Genomic DNA, 18,845 nt, shown 5'->3' on the forward strand with positions numbered 1-18,845 from the left:
GCATGGGCCACGCCGTCAGGGCGTTGCTGCTCGCCCTGCCGGTGGGGGTGCTCGGGGCCTGTGGGGAGACGGACCCGGAATCGCTCCAGGTGCCGGAGCTGGAGTACGGCGTCGAAGCGCCGTGGCCGGTGTCCACGCCGCCGCCGCCCGTGGGGCCTGCTGGACGGCTGATCATCACCAACAACCTGGAGGACACCCTCAGCCTGTTGGACCTGGGCGGGATGGAGTCACCCACCTGGGGCGAGCTGGCGCGCGTCCCGGTGGGGCTCAACCCGGTGGAGCTGGAGGGGCCGCACCACACGGCCGTCTCGCCGGAGAATGACTTCTATTACGTGGGCATCTCCAACTACGTGCCCGGCTCCGGCTCCGGACCGCACGGGACGCATGGTTCGGGGACGGCGGATGGCTACTGCCTCAAGCTGGACGCGGCCACCCACACGGTCGTGGGCTCCGCGCGCGTGGATCCGAACCCGGGCGACGTCATCCTCAGCGCGGACGGGCGGACGCTCTTCCAGACGCACTTCGACCTGCTGAAGATCGCGGAGGTGGCCCGGCGGGGAGGCAAGGAGTCGGAGATGGACGCGCGGATGGCCATCCTCGACGCGCGGACGATGACCCGCACGGCGATGGTGCCCGTCTGTCCCGCGCCCCACGCCGTGCGCCTGTCCCTGGATGGCAAGCGCGCCTACGTCGCCTGCTGGTCGGACGAGGTGGCCATCGTCGACCTGGAGCAGGCGGACCACCCGGTGCGCCGCGTGAAGGTGGCGGAGAACACCGGCACGGCCGTGCGGCCCCTTCACCAGCCCTATGCGCTCACGGTGTCGCCCACGACGGGCGCGGTGTGGGTCAGCTCGCTCGCGAGCCGCGCGGTGCAGTACCTGGATCCGGTGACGCTCACGATGGATCCCCAGCGCACGGTGTGGCTGCCGGGCGCGCCGATGTTCGGGGTCTTCACGTCCGACGGGCGCACGCTCTACATGCCGTACCAGTCGGTGGACTCCATTGCCATCATCGACGCGGCCCATCCGGAGGCGGTGCCGGGGGAGATTCCGCTGGCGCCCAGCGGCTGTCTCAACGTGCACCAGCTGATGCTGACGCCGGACGAGCGTTACGCGCTCGCGGTCTGCGAGGGCGACCACGTGGGGCCGGGCACGCTCCACGTCGTGTCGCTGGAGGAGCGGCGAGTGGTGAAGACGGTCCAGGTGGGGCTCTTCCCGGACTCGGTGGCGCTGCTGCGGAGCCGGCCATGAGGTGGCTCTGGGTGCTGGGCGCGCTGCTGGCGGGCTGTGGCGGCGCGACGCCCGCGGCGGAGTTCGGTGAGACGCTCTTCCAGGACGCCAGGCTGTCGGACAGCCAGTTCAACAGCTTCTCCTGCGCGACCTGCCACGCCACGAGCGCCACGCCGGATCCGGACCGGATGCTCGCGGGCTACCCTTTGGAGAACGTGGCGTTCCGCGAGACGTGGTGGGGCGGCTACGAGAAGGACCTGCTGAGCGCGGTGAACTTCTGCTACCTGAGCTTCATGCGCGGCGTGTCCCCCCTCACGCGGGAGGACCCCAAGGCGCGGGCCCTGTACGAATACTTGGTGCGGATCAGCCCGGACACGGACGCACCCGCGCTGCCCTTCACGGTGGTGAAGGACATCCAGGACGTGCCGGCCGGTGATGCGGGAAGGGGCGGCGCCGTGTACCGCGCCGCCTGTCAGACGTGCCATGGGGCCACGCACACAGGGGAGGGGCGGCTGACGACGTTCGCGTCGGTGTTGCCGGAGATAACGGACACCTACGCCGAGGCCTTCCCCGGCATTCCCCCGCGGCTGGTGATCATCGAGAAGCTGCGTCATGGCAGCTTCTTCGGCGTCGGCGGCACCATGCCGCTCTACAGCCGGGAGGCACTGTCGGACGAGGACCTGGCGGCGGTGCTCGCCTTCCTGGGGTTGTGACTCAGGCCCAGAGCGACTGCTCCAGTGAGTCGAGAAGCGCCGCCGCGACTTCGGGCGATGGCAGCCCGGCGTCGGCGGTGAGCCCGGGGTCGAGCGGCACGGCCATCTCCGCGCGCAGCACGGCCAGCGCCTGGCGCCGGGCCTCTCGCAGGGTGGAGCGTTCCTCCTCGGACAGCCTGGGCGCCGCCCACGCGTCGATGTCCCAGGACAGGCCCGCGTGCCGGGTCTCGTCGTCGGCGATGCGCGCCATGGCCTCGCGGATCTCCGGGTCGCGCGCGTGCAGCGCCTGATGGTGGGCCAGCAGCGCGCTGTAGGTCTCTCGCACGCACCCCTCCACGGCGTTGTCGAACAGCACCTCGCGCAAGGACCTCAACGGCACGTCGGCCACGGAGGGCAGGGGAGGCTCGGCCCCGAAGCGACGCGCGAGCCGGGTGGTGGCCTCCGCGTGCCGGACCTCGTCCTGCGCGCTGGCGAGCGCCGCGTCCTGCAACGCCTGACCCGCACCGTGCAGGGACAGCTCCTCGCGCAGCCGGAGGAAGGCATGGACGGACGCGGCCTCCAGCCGGGCGGCATTGGCGAACCAGGCGCCCCGGGCGTCCCCGTGGCCTTCAGCCCGTGACTCCTGGAGTCCCACGGGCCTTCTGCCGGGATAGCAGCCGCTGTCGCCGTACTTGACGATGATGGGCTCGTACTCGACGACCTCCCCCGAGGACGAGACGCGCACCGGCTTCCGGGCCGACCAGGTCCCTGGACCACAGTCGTGGCCATGCTGGACCAGGATGGTGAAGCCCTCGTCGGGGTTGACGCCGACCGCTGGAGGGAACTCGGTGGGAGAGCAGACGTCGTTGCCCGCCGCGAATGCCAGCAGGGCGGCCTCCTCCGCCCGGTCGATGGTGCCCAGCGCCTGCCTGAGAGAGTCCGTCGTGTTGTAGACCCTCACCTCGTCGCCCCGGGTGGTCACGAGGTAATAGGCAATGCACTCGGACTTGGGAAACCCACGGCAATCCGCTGCAAAGCCTTTCAAGCCTCCGTCCTGCGCCTGGAGCACCTCCCAACAGGCCTCCTTGTCGACGGCGGTCTCGCAGACGTTTCCCGTGGAAAAGACAGGCTTGAATCCCGTGCTCCGATACGTGTTGGAGGAGGTTCGCAAGCGCCCATTGAGTGGCCGGCGTTGCGCCCTGTTGACGACGAATTCCCAGGTGTACGAGAACCTCCTCAATTCAACGAAGTCTGGCGCGGGCACGATCCAGGCCCTGTCGACCGTGGGGACCGCGTCGGGGAAGGAGTAGCCCTCTCTCAAGGGGGCGTCCACGCACCCTCGGATCCGGCGGTAGTTCGTCGCCAGGAGTCCAGGGGGCACGTCCGGCTTCACGTGCCGTTCGCCGTGGCATCCGGCAATCACTAGCGGCGTGGCCAGCGATGCCTTCAATGCCCTGGCGAACAGCCGCCGCAATCGCTCCGCGTTCAATGACAACCCCCGTGGTGGCAGCCCGGCCCCTGCGCTGCCCCCAAACCCTATCAAACCGGTCCGGAACCGTGCCCCTGAAAAGCAGACGGGCGATGCACGCTGGGAAGCGCGCATCGCCCGTGGGGCCTTCAGAGGACGCCGTGAGGTCTTACGCCCCCGCGTACTTGCGGCGGAACTCGTGGATCTCCGCCAGCCGGAACGTGCCCGGCTCCGGGGCAATCGCCTCCGGCGCGTCGTAGGGCAGGTTCATCAGCCGCTCGTACTCCTCCACCGACACGCGCTCGCGCTTCGCCAGCACCGTGTCCAGGTCCGCGCGGGCCATGCGCTCCGCGGCCTTCTCACCCACGACGCCGGAGTAGAACTCCGCGCAGGAACCGCTGCCGTAGGACAAGAGGCCAATCCGCTGGCCCGCCAGCGCCACGCCCTCCGCGTGCAACTGGCCCGCGAGCGCCAGGTACAGCGACGCCGTGTAGACGTTGCCCACCCGCGCGTTCAGCCCCAGCGACTTCGCCACCTGCGCGTCGTAGCTGGCCTGCGACTTCGCCGCCTCGTCGCGCGCTTCCGGCGTGGCCGGCCCGTTGCCGGAATCCTCCAGGTCGCACAGCCGCACCTGCGCGTGCGCCTTGCGTGCCATCTTGCAGAAGGGCACGTGGTAGAGGATGCGCGAGAGCTGCTCGCTGGGCAGCTTCGAATCCCAGCGCACCAGCCCCTGCTCCATGGCGCGCTCGCGCCAGCCCCGGTACGCGCCCGCCATGGCGTCCAGGTAGCAGGTGATGGAGTAGTGCCCGTCCACCAGCGCCTCGCGCCGGCCCACCGGCCGCCAGAAGTCGTACACGTCCGCGGTGCTCACGCCGTTGAGCCCCACGTCCACCGCGAGCAGGTCCGGCGTCTCCGACACCAGCAGCGCCACCGCGCCGCCGCCCTGCGTGGGCTCGCCCGCCGTCTTCAGGCCGTAGCGCGCGATGTCCGTGCACACCACCAGCGCGGAGCGGCCCGCCCCGGCGCCGGACGCAATCCACTCCACCGCCGCCATCAGGCCCGCCGTGCCGCCGTAGCACGCGTGCTGCGAGTCGAACGTGCGCATGGAGCGCGGCAGCTTCAGCAAGCCGTGCACGTGCGACGCGATGGGCTTGGAGTGATCCACGCCCGTCTCCGTGCCCACCACCAGCATGCCCAGCTTGGACGTGTCCACGCCCTGCTGCTGGATGAGGCGCGCGGCCGCCGTGGCCGCCAGCGACACGGAGTCCTCACCCGGGTCGTTGACCGCCATCTCCTTCGCGCCCAGGCCCGCGGTGAACTTCGCCGGGTCCACGCCGCGCGCCCGCGCCAGGTCTTCAATGTCCACGTACCGCCGGGGGACCGCCACCGCCAGCGCTTCGATTCCAACCCGCTTCTTCATGGGGAGCTCCTCAAGATCAAAAGGTCATGAATCCAGACGGCCTCACGCCGCCGGGGGCACCAGCACCAGCCGGCCCGCCACTTCCCGGTTCTCCAGACGGAAGTGCGCGCGGCTCGCGTCCGCCAGCGCCACCTCTTCCGACACGAAGGGGCGGATGAGGCCCTTGGCCGTCAGCCGCAGCGACTCGTCCAGCTCCTCGCGTGTCGTCGCGTACGCGCCCAGGATCTCCAGCTCCTTCACGATGACCAGGCCCGGGTTGAGGTTCACCACCCCGGACTCCAGGTTGCCCACCACCACCACGCGTCCACCGGGCGCCATGGCCTTGAGCGTCTGGTCGAACGTGGCGCTGCCGACGATCTCCACCGCCACGTCCACGCCCTGGCCCTGCGTGCGCTTGCGCGCCTCCGACCCGAAGTCCAGGCCGCGCGAGACGATCACCTCGTCCGCGCCGGCCTCCTTGAGGGCGGCGACCTTCGCCTCGCCGGACGTGATGGCGATGACGCGCGCCCCGTCCACCTTGGCCAGCTGCACGGCCGCCAGGCCCACGCCGCCGCTGGCGCCCGTGATCAGCACCGTCTCACCGGCCTTCACCTTCGCCCGCGTGCGCAGCGTGTGCACGGCGGTGCCCAGCGTGCAGCACACCGTCGCGGCCACCGCCCAGGGCAGGTCGGACGGCACGCGGCCCAGGCCTCGCACCGGGGCCACCATGAACTGCGCGTAGCCGCCCTGGAGCTCCTCGCCGAAGAAGCGGTTGTCCGTCTTGCACAGGCTGTTGCGGCCGGAGAGGCACAGCGCGCACTCGCCGCAGGACATGCGCTGGAGCGTCGCCGCGCGGTCGCCCACCTTCCAGCCCACCGTGTCCGGGCCCACCTCGACGACCTCGCCCGCGGCCTCGTGCCCCAGGATGGCGGGCACGTGCGTGCGGGGCAGGTTGCCGCGGCGGTTGATGACGTCGTGGTAGCAGACGCCGCACGCGTGGACCTTCAGCAGCACCTCGCCCTTGCCCGGCCGGGGAACCGGCAGGGTCTCCAGACGCAGGTTTTCTGCACTCCCAAACTGGCGAAGAACGACGGCTTCCATGCGGTGCCTCTTTTCCGTGCTGCTTGAAGGTTGGGGGAGATGTGCTTCAGCCGCCGACGAGCGCGTCGCGCAGGTTGCGAGGGTCCAGTGCGCGGATGGCCGACACCGTGCGCGCGTCCGGAAGGGAGGTGACGGGCAGGGCGTCCGGCACCGAGAACTCGAAGCCGGTCCGCTCGGCGATGCCGTCCACCGTGGCCCAGGGGTGACGCGCCAGCAGCCGCGCACCACGGGGCCCGCCCAGCTCATACGTGCCCAGGTCGGAGATGAGCCGCACCGGACGGCTGGGGTCGCGCGTCGTGGCCACCTGGACCTGGGGGACCAGGTTGCGCCGCGACTGCCGGGGCACCAGCAGCACGGGGTTCTTCACCCACTGGCGCAAGGTCGCCGCGCCCGCCACGCCGGGGAACTTGGTGCGCGGCTTGTCCAGGCTGCCGGACGCCGTCATGTTGGTGCGGCCCGCAGGGTCCACCTCCGCCGCGCCAAAGAAGACCGTGTCCACCCGGCCGCGCCGCGCGTGGTCGAACAGGTCCGCGATGCTCACCTCCGCGGACCGGCCGTCCAGGTAGCGCAGGTCCTCGGACGAGGGGAACAGCTCCGGCAGCGCCGGATCCAACGAACCGACACACGCCAGGTACGTCAGCCCCGGCGCATGCGTGGCCCGGGCCACCGCGATGGCCAGGATGACCAGCGGCGACGCCACGCCCGTGGCCACCACCGACCCGTCTTCAATCTCCCGCGCCAGCAGCGACACCACCGTCTCCGCGGGCGTCGCGTCCACCGTCGTCGTCGTCATGCCGCGCTCCGCGTCGCGCGCAGCGACATGAGGAAGCCCTTCGCGTCGCCCGCATCCGCCGCGGCCAGGTAGGCCGCGAGCATCGCGTCGTCATGCGGGTACTGGCCCAGGCAGCCCGTGGGCAGCGCACCGCCGGGGGCGAGCACCACGCGCTCCACCTGGAAGGCGGGGAGGGTGACGCGCGACAGCTTCGGCACGCGCTCCTCCACCGTGGCGATGATCCGCTTCGCCGCGCCTGCGACGAGCAGGTCCGTGGTGGGGTCCTCGATCAGCAGGTTGCCCTTGTCGTCCGCCGCCCGCGCGTGGATGAGCGCGACGTCCGGGTAGTACGCGGGCTCCACCGGCACGCGGCGGCCCGTGAACGGATCCTCCACCGTGCGCGGCGCGTCCACTTCCGCCAGCTCCGACACGTCCGCGTCCGGCGCGGGGATGAAGGGCAGCCCCATGGACGCCGCGCGCAGCCGCTGCACCACGCGGTAGCCGTCGTGCTCGCGCCACTCAATCTCGCCCGCCTCGATGGCCCGCTTGAGGCAGGGCAGGGGGCGCACGCGGTTCTCCAGCACCAGCGCGCCGAAGGGCAGCTCCACGCGCTTGAGGCACCCGCCCGCCACCAGGAACTCCGCCGGCAGCGGGTTGGGGAGGGAGATGAGCTGCAGGCCGCGCTTCTCCTGCGCCACCAACTCCAGCACCAGCGCCATGGGCGCGCGGCCCAGCATGAACCCGCCGGCCGCGAGCGACGCGCCGTCCGGGATGGAGGCCACCGCCTCCGACAGGGAACTCCAACGGGCGCGGTTCACTGGGGCTCCTCCCCGGAGGCCGTGCGCGGCACCATGCGCAGCGCGGGCGCGTCTTCAGTCGAAGGGGCCGGAGCGCTCACGGCCGAAGCGGCGGAGGGAAAGAGCAGCTCCACCATGCCGTCGGCGATCTGCTCCTCGGTGAGGCGCCCGTCCGGCTTGAACCACTTGTAGACCCAGAGGATCATCCCCAGGAACGAGAAGGCCGCGACGGTGGGGTCCACCACGCCGCGCAGGCGGCCCAGGCGGTTGGCCTCCGCGAACGCATCCTCCAGGAAGCGCACGTAGCGCTTCTTGCGCCGGTCGATGTACTCGCGCGCTTCACCGGTGAGCGTGGCGTGCTCGTGGAGGATGATGATGACCTCCTTGCTGCGGCCGCTCGTCACCAGGTGGATGTTCTGCCGCATGCACTGGCGCAGCCGCTCCACCGGATCCGCCACGTCCTGAACGGGCGCGAGGACCTGCTCCTCGAACACGTCCATCCCGTAGTTCATGATGGCGAAGAGCAACTGCTCCTTGTTCTGGATGTGGTGGTAGAGCCCCGCCTTGGTCATCCGGCACGCGGCGGCGATCTCCTGCATCGACGTGCCCTCGTAGCCGCGCTCGCAGATGAGCCGCGCCGCCGTCTCCAGGATGGCCCTGTACCGCTCGCCCTCGTCCGGTTTGCGCCCCGTGGGTGTCATGCGTGCCTTCCCTTGCCGGCCTGCCTGCTCCTGCCGGGCTGAAACCACCTACCGACCGGTAGGTCACTTCACCTACCGACCGGTAGGTAGCACTCCGCGACGCGGTTCGTCAACGGGCAAGTACCGGGGGACAGGTGGGACAAAAGCTTTTGGAAACAAGGACTTGGGCCCACCCAACGGGTTAGGTTGCGGGTCACCCATGCGGTCCACGCTCCTGCCCATCCTCCTCTTGTGCGCCGCGCTGGCGAGCGTGGGGGTGGGGGTCTGGACGCTCGTGAAGCGCAGCCGGACGACCCTGGTGGAGCAGTTCGCGGGGGACCGGCAGAAGCAGTTGGACGAGGCGGTGGGCGGCGTCACGGACTCGTTAGAGGAGGTGGGCAAGAACCTGCGCTTCGCCGGCGAGCTGATGTCCCAGCCGGGGACCCTGGCGGAGCACCGGCGGGAGCTGCGCGCGCTGCTGGAGGCGGTGGGCCAGTACAAGGCCATCGCGGCGTACGACGGCGACGGCGCGGAGCGGCTGCTGCTCCTGGACCGCAAGCCGGATCCGCAGGTGTCGCGCGAGGGGCTGGTGGCGGAGATGGCCGGCACGGCGCGCCGCGCGCTCCAGCGTCCGCCGGGGGACCTCACCACGTCGCCCGTCCTGGACGCGGCCAACGGCGGCTGGCTGCGCATCCTGGCCACGGCGCTGCCCGCGACGGACGGCAAGCCCGAGGGCGCGGTGGCGGTGCTGGTGGACACGGAGTCGTTCTTCGCGCCGCTGCGCATCGTCACGTCGGACCTGGAGGCGCGGATGCTGCTCGTGGGCACGCACGGCCAGCCCACGCCCGCGAGCGACCCGGCCCTGGCGGAGTGGTTCGGCCGCGCGAGCCAGAAGGACTCGGGTGTACCGGGCTTCGCGTTCCTGGTGTCCCGGCTGAAGGCCGGCGCGCGCGGCATGCTGCCCCTGTCCGAGCAGGAGGCGGAGCGGCTGGGGATGGGGCGCGCGGAGGTGGTGGCCGTCTACACGCCCATCCGCATTCGCGGCGGCAGCCACTGGGCGGTGGCGACGCTGGTGTCCACCGCGGCGCTGCGTTCGCACGAGCAGTCGCTGGTGGTGCGGCTGTTGGGCGCGGGCGCGCTGGTGGCGTTCTTCCTGGTGGCCTTCGCGGTGTACGTGGTGCTGGCGCGGCGGCGCGCGGTGGCGCTGAGGGAGAGCCGCCGGCACGCGGCCCAGCTCGCCGCGCTCCATGACCGGACGCGGAAGATTCTGGACCACCTGCCCACGGGCGTACTCGCGCTGACGGAGGACGGGCGGATCAGCGCCGTCAACCAGGCCCTGCGCTCGCGAGTGCCCGGCAACGTGACGGGCGCGCCGCTGGCGTCCGCGTTCCCGGGGGCGGCGGCGCCGGTGGTGGAGCGGCTGTCCGCGCTGGTGGCGTCCGCGCGGCAGGAGGACCGGCCGCTGAGCCTGCTGGGTGAACCGCTGGCGCTCTTCGGAGAGGAAGGCACGTACAACCTGCACGCGGTGCCGCTGACCGCGGAGGACCCCAAGGAGGAGACGCGCGCGCTCCTGGTGGTGGAGGACCTGAGCGACGTGCGCGCGCTGGAGACGCAGTTGCTCCGCGCGGAGAAGCTGGCCACGGTGGGCGTGCTGGCGGCGGGCATCGCGCATGAAATCGGCACGCCGCTGGGCGTGGTGCGCGGCCGGGCGGAGTACGTGCAGAGCAAGCTGGGCCCTTCGCATCCTCAAGGGCCGGGGCTGGGCGTCATCGTCGAGCAGATCGACCGGGTGAGCCGCACGCTGCGCCAGTTGCTGGACTTCTCCCGCCTGCAACCGGCGATGGTGCGGCCGGTGGCGCTGGGGCCGCTCGTCCGCAGCGTGCACGAGCTGTTGCAGGTGGAGGCGGAGCGACGGCGGGTGAGCTTGAGCGTGGACGTGCCGGAGTCCGTGCCCTCGCTGGCGGCGGACGCGGATCAGCTCCAGCAGGTGCTCATCAACCTCGCGCTCAATGCCTGCGATGCGTGCAACGAGGGCGGGAAGGTGGAGGTCTCCGCCTCCGCGCTGGCGGGCCCGGAGGAGGGCACGTGGGGCCTGGTCGCGCTCACCGTGCGTGACGACGGATGCGGGATTCCGAAGGAGCGCCTCAACCAGGTGTTCGACCCGTTCTTCACGACGAAGAAGCGCGGGCAGGGCACGGGGCTGGGGCTGACGATGGTGGCCCACGTCGTGCGCAACCACGGCGGACGGGTGGAGCTGGAGAGCACGCCGGGGCAGGGCACCCGCGTCACCGTGCTGTGGCCGGTGGCCCGCGCTGTCCCAGAGGAACGAAATGCCGAGCGACTTGCCGTCTGACGCGCGCATCCTCGTGGTGGACGACCACGTGGAGATGGGGCGCATGCTCCAGGAGCCCCTGGCCGACGCGGGCTGGACGGTGGACCTGGCCACGGGCGGGCAGGAGGCGCTGACGCTCATCCGCTCGCGCGTGTACGACGCGGTGTTGACCGACCTGCGCATGGAGAAGGTGGACGGCCTGGACGTGCTGGACGCCGCCCGCGCGGTGGACCCGGAGCTGCCCGTGCTCTTGATGACGGCCTTCGGCGGCGTGGAGAGCGCGGTGGAGGCGATGCGCCGGGGCGCGTACCACTACTTCACCAAGCCCTTCCGCCTGGACGAGGTGCGGCTGTACCTGGGCCGTGCGCTGGAGGACCGCCGGCTGCGCGCGGAGCACCGGGCGCTGAAGCAGGCGTCGCAGGAGCGCTCCGGCCTGGGCGCGCTGGTGGGCAAGAGCGCGCCCATGCGAGGGCTGTACGAGCTCATCGACCGGGTGGCGCACGCGGCGGCCCCGGTGCTGCTCCGGGGCGAGAGCGGCAGCGGCAAGGAGCTGGTGGCCCGCGCGCTCCACGTCGAGGGCCCGCGCGCGTCCAACCCCTTCGTCGCCGTCAACTGCACCGCGCTGCCGGGGCCGCTGCTGGAGAGCGAGCTGTTCGGCCACGTGAAGGGCGCCTTCACCGGGGCCACGTCCGTGCGGCGCGGCCTGTTCGTGGAGGCGCACGGCGGCACGCTGTTCCTGGACGAGATTGGCGACATGCCCACGGAGCTCCAGGCGCGGCTCTTGCGCGTGCTGGAGGACGGCGAGGTGCGCGCGGTGGGCTCGGATGCCAGCCGCACCGTGGATGTGCGCGTCATCGCCGCCACGCACCAGGACCTGGAGGCGCGCGTGCGGGAGGGGCGCTTCCGCGCCGACCTCTTCTACCGGCTCAACGTCGTCACGCTGCGGGTGCCTTCGCTGAAGGAGCGCCGGGAGGACATCCCACAGCTCGTGGAGCACTTCACCGCCCGTTCCCGCGCGCGCAACCCGCGCTCCCGCGTGACGTCGCTGGCACCGGAGGTGGTGGCCGCGCTGGGCGCCATGCCCTGGCCGGGCAACGTGCGCGAGTTGGAGAACCTGGTGGAGCGGCTGGTGGTGCTCGTCCCCCGGGAGACGGTGACGCTGGAGGACCTGCGGCCCCACGCGCCAGTGTCGGAGCCGGCGGCGCCGCTCGCCCAGGCTCAAGAGGGCGTGTGGACCCTGCGCAAGCTGGAGGGAGAGTACATCCACTGGATGGTCCAGCACTGCGGTGGGAACAAGACCCGCGCCGCGGAGCTGCTGGGCATCGATGTGTCCACCATCCACCGCCGCGAACGGGAGCGCTGAGCGGACATCCAGGCGGCCGCACGAACGTCCGTGGGAAGGCCTCCGCCGGGTTGCCGCGGGGGCAGGGGGAGACCATGGAATGGGTATGCCCACGCCTCGCCCCGCCGGGACCGAAGTGTCGTGGAAGCTGCTCTTCCTCGCCTTCGCCGCCGTCGTGGGCAGCTTCTTCGCGGCCACTCTGATCGTCCAGCGATCGTCCGTGGTCATCAGCGATCTCTCCAAGGAGATCATCCACAACTCGGCGCCGAGCATCGAGCACCTCGCGCTCGTCCGCAGGGCCGTGCTGGAGGCCGAGCTGGTCCTCGCCCGGTTCATCAACGAGCCGACGCACCGGGGGGCGCTGGACCGGGAGCTGGAGACGGCCTTGTCGGAGGCCAGGGCGGGCATTGACGAGTACCTGGGCCTGACGCCCCTCCCAGGCGAGCAGGCCGTGAGGCAAGACGTGCAGGAGTCGTGGTCGCGCTTCGAAGCCGCGGTCACGAAGGCCCGCGCGGACGCAGCCTCCCTGCCGGAGGGGACGGAGGGGGCGCTGTTCGAACAGGACGTCGAGCCCCCGGGCCGGCACCTCCTCGAGAACATCACGCGCTCCATCGAATGGAACGCGGTCCGGGGACGGGAGCTGGCGGAGCGCATCCGTGAAGCGCGCCGCGAGGCCGTGTGGCTGAGCGCGAGCCTCCACGCGGTGTGCGGCATCCTGGCCGGGGTCGTGGGGTGGTTGCTCTATCGCGAGCTGCAAGGACGCCGCGCGCTCGCGGACGCGCACACGAAGTTCGTCGAAGCGCGAGCGGAGGAGCTGGAGCAGTTCGCGGGCCGCGTCGCGCACGACATCCGCAACCCGCTGTCCTCGGCCCGGATGGCCGCGGAGCTCGGCTTGCGCAAGGCCCCGGAGGAGTCCTCTCGCGCGCCCTTCAGACGCATCATCCGGAGCCTCTCGCGGGCGGATGCCATCACCGGAGCGCTCCTGGATTTCGCCCGCTCCGGAGCCCGGCCGGATCCCGGTGCCCGGGCCGAACCCCGGGCCATCATCACCGACCTGCTGGGCGGCTTCGCGGCGGAGACGGAGCAGGCCGGCATCGAGCTGCGTCACGAGCCCGTTCCGCCGGTCCTGGTGGCTTGCAGCACCGGCGTCTACCTGAGCCTGCTCGGCAACCTGATCCGCAACGCCATCAAGTACATGGGCGACGCGACGACCCGGCGGGTCACCCTCCGCGTGGAGGACGCGGGGGCCTTCATTCGCACCAGCGTCAGCGACACGGGGCCGGGCATCACGCCGGAGCTCCTGCCCTCCCTGTTCGAGCCCTACTTTCGCGTCAAGGGGAGCAGCGCCATCGCCGAAGGGCTCGGGCTGGGGCTCGCGACCGTCAAGAAGCTGGTGGAGGGGCACGGGGGGCGGGTGGGTGTCACGTCCACGCGCGGGAAGGGGAGCACGTTCTGGTTCGAGCTGCCGCATGCGGGCGCTTCCTCCTGGGACGTCCCCCCGCCGCCATACGACGTCCAGGCCCCAGCCCCCTGAGCCAGGCCCGCGTGGCAATGCGCCACGGGGGGCTGGCGGATTGCCACGGTCCACGGGTGATCACTCGGCGGCCCCGGGGGACGGTGGTTCCGGCATGTAGCTTGCTGTGACGTGGGACCGTGGTGTCCCTGCGCACAACCCGGGCCTTGCTGCTCGGTGCGGATGAGTCCCTGGCCTCGCTGCTGGCGGACGTGCTGGGCGACCTGGGCATCGCGCTGTTCCTGGACGCGGGGGACGCGGCCCGGCCGGACCTGGTGCTGGCGCACGTGGAGCGCGGGGAGGCCATCCTCCCGGTGCTGACGCATGCGCGGGACTGCGCCGCCACCGCGCCCGTCGTCGTCCTCCTGCCCTTCGCGGACGAGCGCCTGGTGTCCCACGCCCTGTGTCAGGGGGCCCGGGCATGTTTCGCGCTGGGCCGCCCGCTCGATGAGCTTCGCGCCCTCCTGCGCTCGCACTTTCCTCTGTTGGAGACCACCCATGGGTGAACCGATGGCCGTCGTCACCGTGCTGCGCCCCGTTGTCCCCCTGCGTGAAGTGGAGCGCCGCCCGGTGGCCGCGCCGGAGCCGGTGTCGGATGTGGGGGAGACCTCCCTCTTCCAGGCCGGTCAGGTCCGCGTCACCGCCGAGCGGCTCGTCGTGGGCGGCCAGAGCTGGGCGCTGCGCGACGTGCTCCAGGTGGAGACGGCGCGACGCACCCCGAAGGTGTGGCCCTACCTGCTCGCGGTGGGGCTGGCCGGCGCGCTGGGGCTGCCGCTCTTGTCCTGGCTGTCCGTCAGCGTGTCGGCCCTGAAGGGCGCGTACGAGGCGGGGCTCGTCGTCACCGCCCTGGGCCTCTTCGCGTCCATGGCCGCGCTGCTCGTGGTGGAGGACACCCACTACCTGGTGCTGGGGCTGCCGGGCGGCTCGCGCCGCGTCTTCGGCAGCCACGACGCCCAGCTCATCGCGCGGCTTGCGGGGACGGTGCGGGCCGCGTGTCAGCGGCCGTGAGCTGCTCGCGCACCTGAGAGACGATCTCGAAGGAGCGCAGCCTCGCCGCGTGGTCGTAGATCTGCGCGGTCACCATCAGCTCGTCGGCCCCGGTCTGCTCCAGGAGCGACTGGAGGCCTTCGCGCACGCTGTCCGGCGAGCCCACCACGGTGCACGCCAGCATGTGTTCGATCTCCGCCAGATCCATCTCGTTGAGCTGACCATCCAGGCTGTCCACCGGCGGCAGGAGCGGGCCCGGCCGGCCCCGGCGCAGGTTGAGGAAGGCCTGGAGCAGCGACGTGAAGAGGCGCTGGCCCTCCTTGTCCGTGTCCGCGGCGAAGACGTTCACGCCAATCATCGCGTACGGCTTCTGGAGCACGTCCGACGGCCGGAACTGCGTGCGGTACAGGTGCAGCGCGCTCATCATCTGCGCGGGCGCGAAGTGCGACGCGAACGCGAAGGGCAGCCCCAGGGCCGCGGCCAGCTGCGCGCTGAAGGTGCTGGAGCCCAGCAGCCACAGCGGCACGTGCAGGCCCGCGCCCGGCACCGCGCGCACGACCTGCGTCGGCGTGGCCTCCTTGAAGTAGTTCTGCAGCTCCACCACGTCCTGCGGGAAGCTGTCCGCGCCGCCCAGTCCCCGGCGCAGGGCGGCGGAGGTGCGCTGATCCGTCCCCGGCGCGCGGCCCAGGCCCAGGTCGATGCGGCCGGGGTAGAGCGTCTCCAGCGTGCCGAACTGCTCCGCGATGATGAGCGGCGCGTGGTTGGGCAGCATGACGCCGCCCGCGCCCACGCGAATCGTCTTCGTGCCCCCCGCCACGTACCCGATGACCACCGACGTGGCCGCGCTGGCGATGCCCGTCATGTTGTGGTGCTCGGCCAGCCAGAAGCGCTTGTAGCCCAGGGCCTCCGCGTGGCGGGCCAGGTCCAGGCTGTTGCGGAGGGCCAGGCTGGCATCACCCCCGGAGATGACGGGGGACAGGTCGAGGACGGAGAAGGGGATCATCGGGGGGACCCTCGCGCCACGGGGGGCGGAAAAGCCCTTCGATAGCCAGGGCCCTCGGGGTTTTCACGCCATTGAGACCCCCCAGGCCCTCCAGCCTCCCAGTCGGAGGCCATCCCACCCATCAGCCCGGCTTTCAGTCGTGCGGGGGGGCGGCCTTGCGCTCCGCCTTCGCCCGGACCAGCGCGGCGTGCGCCCGGTCCAGGGTGCCGTGAGGATCCTCCTCGCCCCGGACCGTCACGGCGATGGACACGCACGCGGGCTGGCCGGGGACGTCGTGGAGCTGCTGGCGCGCGGCCTCCGCGCTCACGGCGTCCGCTCCGGGCAGCGCGAGCAGGAGGGTGTCCCCCGTCCAGCGCACCACGAAGCCCGGGGGAGGACAGAGGCCCTCCGCGTGCCGGGCCAGCTCGCGCAGCGCCACGTCCCCGGCGTCGTAGCCGCGCGTGCGGTTGACGGTGCCCAGGTCCACCAGGTCCACCAGGAGCAGGCTGAGGGGCAGGCCCTCCCGGCGGCAGCGGCCAATCTCCTTGGCCAGCCGCTCCTCGCCCAGGCGCCGGGTGTCCAGCCCCGTGAGCGCGTCCTGCCGTAACAGCCGTTCGCGTGTGCCCTTCAGGTCCGCGCCGATGCCCAGGTCCATCAGCGACAGGAGCTGCGCGATGCCCCCGGGCACCAGGAAGGGCCGCGCCACCCAGCGCACCACGCGCGGACGGGGCCGCTCCAGCGACAGCGTCAGGTGCAGCCCGCGCGAGCTCTCCGCCGCCAGGTCCAGTTGCCGCAGCGTGCCGCCGGGGTCCGCGGTCAGGCTGGCGATGTGCTGGCACAGCGAATCGAAGGCCATGCCCGAAAGCCGCTCCTCCGGCAGCCCCAGCAGCTCCGCCAGGGCCGTGTTGGCGGCGAAGGGCTTGCGGCCCGGCGCCACCACCAGCACGGGCACCTCCAGGGCGCTCATCGCCTCGCGCACCAGCGCCAGCGCCGCCGCCTCGGTGAGCACCGGCTCCGCCGCCCCCTGGGGACGCGGGAGGGCGGAGCGGGCCCGTCCCTGCGCCGCGGTGTGCTCCAGGTTCTCCGCCACGCGGCCCGCCAGCTCCCGGAGCGCCGCGAGGTCCTCCGGGCCCAGCATCAGCGGGCGCGTGTCGATGACGCACAGTGAGCCCAGCACCTCTCCCGTGGAGGTGATGAGCGGCGCGCCCGCGTAGCTGCCGACGATGCCGTCGCGCACCAGCGGGTTGTCGCGGAACACCGGGTGGCGCGTGGCGTCCGGCACCACCAGGGCCTCGCGGCCCTGCACCACGTGGTGGCAGAAGGCCCAGTCGCGCGGCGTGCCCCGGTCCTTCGCGAGCGCCGCGGGCAGCCCCACGTGCGCCTTGAACCACTGCTTCTCCCCCAGCACCAGCGTCAGCAGCGCGACGGGCACGCCAAAGGCCTGCGCCACCTCCGCCACCAGGTCCTGGAGCTCCTTGTCGGGAAGGGTTGGATCCACCAGCTTCAGATCGTCGATGCGCGCGAGCCGCCGCTTCTCCTCGTCCGCGTCGACCTCCAGCTGGCCATGGCCCGCGAGCTGACCCGCGAGCGCGCGCCGTAGGCCGTCGCGCATCGCCTCCGGCCCCGCGCGCCGGCTGAGCAGCGCGTGGATGCCCAGCGCGTCCTTGAGCTGCCAGGCGCGCACGCGCAGCTCGTCGAACGCCGTCACCACCATCACCGCCGTGTGACGCGCATCCGAGCGGCCCCGCAGCCACGCCAGCAGCGCGAACCCGTCCAGCCGGGGCAGCGCCAGGTCCGTCACCAGCAGCGTGGGCGAGCCGCGCAGGCGCACCAGCTCCTGGGCCTCCGCGCCATCGCGCGCCACCACGCCCTCCAGCCCTTCTTGTTGCGCGAGCGCGAGCAGGCTCGCGGCACGGTGGCGATCCGGTTCGGCGATGAGGGCGTAGCGGGGCATGTCGTTCCGCTCATGCTGCCACGCGCGTCGCCGTTGCGTACCCGGCCCTTTGTCCAGGCCAGGGCCGCTCGTCCATGGGCCGACGGTGCGAGTCACCCTCGTGGATTTCCACGAGCGCCCGCGTCAGGACCGGGGACCACCCGGCAGCGAACGGGACGCCCCTGGGTCCGCCGCGCCCGGGGGCGCTTCTGCATCGCGCGCTTCGGACGGCGAAGGGGCCGTCTCCCGGGGGAACCGGCCGAACAGTCGCTTGAGGGCGCCGCTCTGCCGCTGGAGGTCCTCGGTGCGCGCCACGGCCTCCGCCAGCGTCACCAGCGCCACGCCCACGACGGCGGGCAGGAGCGGCACCACCCAGCCCGGGTCCGCCAGGAGCCAGCCCACGAACACCGTGTGCGCGACGATGAGCAGCGCGGCCTGGGCCACCACCGCGCCCAGGCTCCTCGCGCGGCCCCTGCGCCACAGGAGCAGGCCCAGCACCAGCGCCGTCTCCACCAGGCCCAGGAGCTCCGCCGGCCACGTGGCCCGCAGCACCCGGCCGGTGCGCAGGTTGTCCATCGCGAAGGCGTGGATCTCCACGCCCGGCACCGCGAGCTGGCCGGGCAGGGTGCTCTGGCCGTGCAGCCCCGTGGCGGTGACGCCCACGAACACCGTCTTCTCCCGGAGCGCCAGGTCCAGCCCCACCGAGGACGGCCCCGCGGCCAGCACGTCCGCCAGGCTCAAGCGCGGCAGCCAGTCCGGCGCGGGCAGCCGCATCAGGGGCGCGCCGTCGTCGGTGGACGCCACGCGCAACAGCGCCTCCGAGCGCTCCGGCCACAGGCGCAGCGCCGTCGCCAGCGCGAGCGAGGGCCACGCCTTGCCGCCCACCCGCATGGCATAGGGATAGCGCCGGATGACACCGTCCGGGTCCGGCAGCACGTTCAGCGTCCCGCTGCTCCAGGCCGCCAGCCGCAGCGGGGCCAGGTTCGTGGACAGGCCCTTCGCACCCAGCCGCAGCCGGTCCGCGTCCAGGGGCACCGGCGTCAGCGGATCTCCCTGCACGGGCACGCCGCCGGTGTCCTCCTCCAGCGCCATGCTGCCCAGGATGACGGTGCCCACCCCGGAGAAGGCCTCCGTGAGCCGCGCGTCTCCGTCCTGCGCGTACAGCCGCGCCTCCAGGTCGCGGGCCAGCGAGGCGCCCGCGGGCGTGTCCGCGAGCCCCGTGGTGCGCAGGCGCTCCAGCACGTCCTCGCCCAGCTCCAGCGCGTCGCGGGGCTCCGGCGCGTCGAAGAGGACGTCCACCACCACCGCGTTGGGACGGGAGGCCGCCAGCGCCTGGAAGGCCTTCGCCCAGGTGGCGCGCGACAGCGGCCAGCGCTCGCCCAGCGCCGCGAGCGCGCGGTCATCCACCTCCACCAGCACCAGGTCCGCGGTGGGAGGCAGCGACGGCAAGAGCCGGCTCACCGCGAAGTCATACAGGGCCCGCTCACCCGGGCCCGGCGCGCCGCCCGTCACCGCCGTGCCCACCGCGAGCAGCAGGCCCACGCCCACGCCCAGCCATCGCGGCAGGGCGGGGGAGGACAGCCACGTGGACCTGGGACCGCGAGCAGGCAGCGTCATC

General features: G+C 72.3%; 16 protein-coding genes. 7 read left to right on the forward strand and 9 right to left on the reverse strand.

From position 1 onward, the window contains the following. Positions 1 to 2: 2 nt before the first annotated feature. Both ACX114_RS18210 and ACX114_RS18215 read left to right on the forward strand, forming a co-directional pair. Positions 3 to 1,250 carry a beta-propeller fold lactonase family protein gene (locus ACX114_RS18210; RefSeq protein ID WP_459300197.1) on the forward strand — a complete coding sequence of 416 codons (1,248 nt, stop codon included), beginning with the start codon at positions 3 to 5 and terminating at the stop codon, positions 1,248 to 1,250. Then, entirely contained in the window at positions 1,247 to 1,942 is a 696-nt protein-coding gene (locus ACX114_RS18215) for a c-type cytochrome (protein WP_459299419.1), read from the forward strand. Before ACX114_RS18210 ends, ACX114_RS18215 begins: the two co-directional genes overlap by 4 nt. A gap of 1 nt (position 1,943) precedes the next feature. Here the strand turns inward: ACX114_RS18215 and ACX114_RS18220 are convergent, their stop codons facing one another. The 6 genes from ACX114_RS18220 to ACX114_RS18245 form a co-directional block, all read right to left on the reverse strand. Next, the gene (locus ACX114_RS18220) at positions 1,944 to 2,966 is read right to left on the reverse strand and encodes a ferritin-like domain-containing protein (protein ID WP_459299421.1); all 1,023 of its coding nucleotides are present in this window, start codon (positions 2,964 to 2,966) and stop codon (positions 1,944 to 1,946) included. Positions 2,967 to 3,558: 592 nt separating this feature from the next. After that, entirely contained in the window at positions 3,559 to 4,809 is a 1,251-nt protein-coding gene (locus ACX114_RS18225) for a hydroxymethylglutaryl-CoA synthase family protein (protein ID WP_459299423.1), read from the reverse strand. A 42-nt stretch (positions 4,810 to 4,851) separates the two neighbouring features. Then, complete coding sequence (locus ACX114_RS18230; protein WP_459299425.1) at positions 4,852 to 5,889, reverse strand: zinc-binding dehydrogenase; 1,038 nt, start codon at positions 5,887 to 5,889, stop codon at positions 4,852 to 4,854. 46 nt (positions 5,890 to 5,935) lie between these two features. After that, positions 5,936 to 6,682: a CoA-transferase subunit beta gene (locus tag ACX114_RS18235; protein ID WP_459299427.1), complete on the reverse strand. Its 747-nt coding sequence runs from the start codon at positions 6,680 to 6,682 to the stop codon at positions 5,936 to 5,938. Continuing rightward, positions 6,679 to 7,479: a CoA transferase subunit A gene (locus ACX114_RS18240; protein WP_459299429.1), complete on the reverse strand. Its 801-nt coding sequence runs from the start codon at positions 7,477 to 7,479 to the stop codon at positions 6,679 to 6,681. Before ACX114_RS18240 ends, ACX114_RS18235 begins: the two co-directional genes overlap by 4 nt. Continuing rightward, positions 7,476 to 8,159 (reverse strand): TetR/AcrR family transcriptional regulator, encoded by a 684-nt coding sequence (locus tag ACX114_RS18245; RefSeq protein ID WP_459299431.1) that lies wholly within the window; start codon positions 8,157 to 8,159, stop codon positions 7,476 to 7,478. Before ACX114_RS18245 ends, ACX114_RS18240 begins: the two co-directional genes overlap by 4 nt. A 199-nt stretch (positions 8,160 to 8,358) precedes the next feature. Here ACX114_RS18245 and ACX114_RS18250 point away from each other — a divergent pair, with 199 nt between their 5' ends. The 5 genes from ACX114_RS18250 (at position 8,359) to ACX114_RS18270 (ending at position 14,333) form a co-directional block, all read left to right on the forward strand. Beyond that, positions 8,359 to 10,491, forward strand: a complete 2,133-nt coding sequence (locus ACX114_RS18250) for an ATP-binding protein (protein WP_459299433.1) — start codon at positions 8,359 to 8,361, stop codon at positions 10,489 to 10,491. Continuing rightward, the gene (locus ACX114_RS18255) at positions 10,469 to 11,833 is read left to right on the forward strand and encodes a sigma-54-dependent transcriptional regulator (protein ID WP_459299435.1); all 1,365 of its coding nucleotides are present in this window, start codon (positions 10,469 to 10,471) and stop codon (positions 11,831 to 11,833) included. The genes ACX114_RS18250 and ACX114_RS18255 overlap by 23 nt, the downstream gene beginning before the upstream one ends. A gap of 85 nt (positions 11,834 to 11,918) precedes the next feature. Further along, complete coding sequence (locus ACX114_RS18260) at positions 11,919 to 13,346, forward strand: sensor histidine kinase (RefSeq protein ID WP_459299437.1); 1,428 nt, start codon at positions 11,919 to 11,921, stop codon at positions 13,344 to 13,346. A 122-nt stretch (positions 13,347 to 13,468) separates the two neighbouring features. After that, positions 13,469 to 13,831, forward strand: a complete 363-nt coding sequence (locus tag ACX114_RS18265) for a DNA-binding response regulator (RefSeq protein WP_459299439.1) — start codon at positions 13,469 to 13,471, stop codon at positions 13,829 to 13,831. Next, positions 13,824 to 14,333, forward strand: coding sequence for a DUF6232 family protein (locus ACX114_RS18270; protein WP_459299441.1), 510 nt, complete (start codon positions 13,824 to 13,826; stop codon positions 14,331 to 14,333). The genes ACX114_RS18265 and ACX114_RS18270 overlap by 8 nt, the downstream gene beginning before the upstream one ends. Here ACX114_RS18270 and ACX114_RS18275 read toward each other — a convergent pair. The 3 genes from ACX114_RS18275 to ACX114_RS18285 all read right to left on the reverse strand — a co-directional run bounded on the left by ACX114_RS18275 (position 14,284) and on the right by ACX114_RS18285 (position 18,844). Further along, complete coding sequence (locus ACX114_RS18275) at positions 14,284 to 15,315, reverse strand: LLM class flavin-dependent oxidoreductase (RefSeq protein ID WP_459299443.1); 1,032 nt, start codon at positions 15,313 to 15,315, stop codon at positions 14,284 to 14,286. The genes ACX114_RS18270 and ACX114_RS18275 overlap by 50 nt on opposite strands. Positions 15,316 to 15,448: 133 nt before the next feature. Next, positions 15,449 to 17,248, reverse strand: coding sequence for a diguanylate cyclase domain-containing protein (locus ACX114_RS18280; protein ID WP_459299445.1), 1,800 nt, complete (start codon positions 17,246 to 17,248; stop codon positions 15,449 to 15,451). 123 nt (positions 17,249 to 17,371) lie between these two features. After that, positions 17,372 to 18,844 carry a CHASE2 domain-containing protein gene (locus ACX114_RS18285; RefSeq protein ID WP_459299447.1) on the reverse strand — a complete coding sequence of 491 codons (1,473 nt, stop codon included), beginning with the start codon at positions 18,842 to 18,844 and terminating at the stop codon, positions 17,372 to 17,374. Position 18,845 lies beyond the last annotated feature (1 nt).

This window comes from Corallococcus sp. M7 (assembly GCF_054512695.1).

Excerpts from the sequence above, each read along its gene's own strand:
- ACX114_RS18225 (WP_459299423.1), bottom strand. The coding sequence starts at position 4,809 with ATGAAGAAGCGGGTTGGAATCGAAGCGCTGGCGGTGGCGGTCCCCCGG.
- ACX114_RS18250 (WP_459299433.1), top strand. The coding sequence starts at position 8,359 with ATGCGGTCCACGCTCCTGCCCATCCTCCTCTTGTGCGCCGCGCTGGCG.
- ACX114_RS18285 (WP_459299447.1), bottom strand. The coding sequence starts at position 18,844 with ATGACGCTGCCTGCTCGCGGTCCCAGGTCCACGTGGCTGTCCTCCCCC.
- ACX114_RS18245 (WP_459299431.1), bottom strand. The coding sequence starts at position 8,159 with ATGACACCCACGGGGCGCAAACCGGACGAGGGCGAGCGGTACAGGGCC.
- ACX114_RS18235 (WP_459299427.1), bottom strand. The coding sequence starts at position 6,682 with ATGACGACGACGACGGTGGACGCGACGCCCGCGGAGACGGTGGTGTCG.
- ACX114_RS18215 (WP_459299419.1), top strand. The coding sequence starts at position 1,247 with ATGAGGTGGCTCTGGGTGCTGGGCGCGCTGCTGGCGGGCTGTGGCGGC.
- ACX114_RS18210 (WP_459300197.1), top strand. The coding sequence starts at position 3 with ATGGGCCACGCCGTCAGGGCGTTGCTGCTCGCCCTGCCGGTGGGGGTG.
- ACX114_RS18260 (WP_459299437.1), top strand. The coding sequence starts at position 11,919 with ATGCCCACGCCTCGCCCCGCCGGGACCGAAGTGTCGTGGAAGCTGCTC.
- ACX114_RS18280 (WP_459299445.1), bottom strand. The coding sequence starts at position 17,248 with ATGCCCCGCTACGCCCTCATCGCCGAACCGGATCGCCACCGTGCCGCG.
- ACX114_RS18270 (WP_459299441.1), top strand. The coding sequence starts at position 13,824 with ATGGGTGAACCGATGGCCGTCGTCACCGTGCTGCGCCCCGTTGTCCCC.
- ACX114_RS18275 (WP_459299443.1), bottom strand. The coding sequence starts at position 15,315 with ATGATCCCCTTCTCCGTCCTCGACCTGTCCCCCGTCATCTCCGGGGGT.
- ACX114_RS18255 (WP_459299435.1), top strand. The coding sequence starts at position 10,469 with ATGCCGAGCGACTTGCCGTCTGACGCGCGCATCCTCGTGGTGGACGAC.
- ACX114_RS18230 (WP_459299425.1), bottom strand. The coding sequence starts at position 5,889 with ATGGAAGCCGTCGTTCTTCGCCAGTTTGGGAGTGCAGAAAACCTGCGT.